Genomic DNA, 1,260 nt, shown 5'->3' on the forward strand with positions numbered 1-1,260 from the left:
GAGCGAGCCGCGCACGCCCTCGCCGATCAGCGTGTATTTGCCGAGCAGCGCCATGCCGCGGGCAAAGTTCGGGCCAGGCTCGCCATTCCTCTCGATGCCCATGTCGCCGGTGGCGACACCGATGACGGCGCCGTCGTCGTTATAGAGCACTTCGGTTGCGGCAAAGCCCGGATAGATCTCGACACCGAGCGCTTCGGCGTGACCGGCAAGCCAGCGACAGACGTTTCCAAGCGAGACGATGTAGTTGCCGTGATTGTTCATCAGCGGCGGCATGGCGAAGTTCGGCAGCCGGATCGAGCCGGCCGGGCCGAGCAGCAGGAAATGGTCGTCCTTGACTTCAGTCTTGAACGGATGATCCGCCTCGTCGCGCCAGCCCGGCAATAGCCGGTCGATGCCGATCGGATCGACGACGGCGCCCGACAGGATATGCGCGCCGACTTCGGCGCCCTTTTCCAGAACCACCACGGAAAGCTCGGGATTGATCTGCTTCAGCCGGATCGCCGCCGAAAGCCCCGCAGGTCCCGCACCAACGATCACAACGTCGAATTCCATGCTTTCGCGTGCGGGGAGTTCCATTTCTTCGCTCATGTCAGTCTCTCAGAACTTTGGCGGCCTGCGTCGAGTTTGCGATAGGGATGATCGCCGTACTCGCCATCAGCGGAGGGTGGTCATGGGGCCGATGCCGCGGGGACGGGCGTGATGACACTCCAGACCTTCGCGCACTCGCCGGAAGGCGACGTCGCCGACGAGGCAGAACGTGCCCCTGTCTGGGGTGTCAGAGCGGGATTGAACACCACGTCTATTGCCGTGGCACCAAGCTCTATCCAATCGGCGCCGGCCGGCCGAAGCTGGCAAATCCGCCCGACGTTCCCGTCGCAGGGATGCATGTCCGAAGAAGACATCAGGGGCGATTTCGCACCCATGACACTTGCGATCGGTGCGATCATCGAACTGCGACCTGTCCGAGATGTAACCTCGCGATTTGGCGAGGTAGCCGGTGATCGCGGCCACGATGCGGTGGATCGACTGCACGATGCTGTCAGGACGTAGATTTTTCATCCAAAGATCTTCTGGAGCAAAAGAAATCAAAAGGATGACGCAGCCTGAAAGCCACGCCATCCGTCGCTTGGGAGGCGATGTTAAATCAGTCAAAGCGCCTTCTGCAGTTCCGGTAGGGCATCGAAGATATCTGCCACAAGACCGTAATCGGCGACCTGGAAGATCGGCGCTTCCTCGTCCTTGTTGATCGCGACGATCACC

Annotated in this window: 2 protein-coding genes and 1 pseudogene; 1 reads left to right on the top strand and 2 read right to left on the bottom strand. The window is 61.0% G+C overall.

Translation table 11 applies throughout. The features are described from left to right. Window positions 1–588, bottom strand: a 588-nt coding sequence (locus V8U06_RS29085; RefSeq protein ID WP_427143634.1) for an NAD(P)/FAD-dependent oxidoreductase, incomplete at its 3' end; no start/stop codon positions are given. 111 nt (window positions 589–699) lie between these two features. On the opposite strand from V8U06_RS29085, the gene V8U06_RS29090 reads away from it, so the two are divergent. Continuing rightward, window positions 700–1,050 carry a hypothetical protein gene (locus V8U06_RS29090; RefSeq protein ID WP_145926105.1) on the top strand — a complete coding sequence of 117 codons (351 nt, stop codon included), beginning with the start codon at window positions 700–702 and terminating at the stop codon, window positions 1,048–1,050. Between the two features lie 98 nt (window positions 1,051–1,148). On the opposite strand, the pseudogene V8U06_RS29095 reads toward V8U06_RS29090, so the two are convergent. Continuing rightward, window positions 1,149–1,260: pseudogene (locus tag V8U06_RS29095) on the bottom strand (electron transfer flavoprotein subunit alpha/FixB family protein); the annotation flags it as partial.

Origin of the sequence: Shinella sp. G-2, assembly GCF_050172695.1 — a bacterium.
Lineage (GTDB): Bacteria > Pseudomonadota > Alphaproteobacteria > Rhizobiales > Rhizobiaceae > Shinella.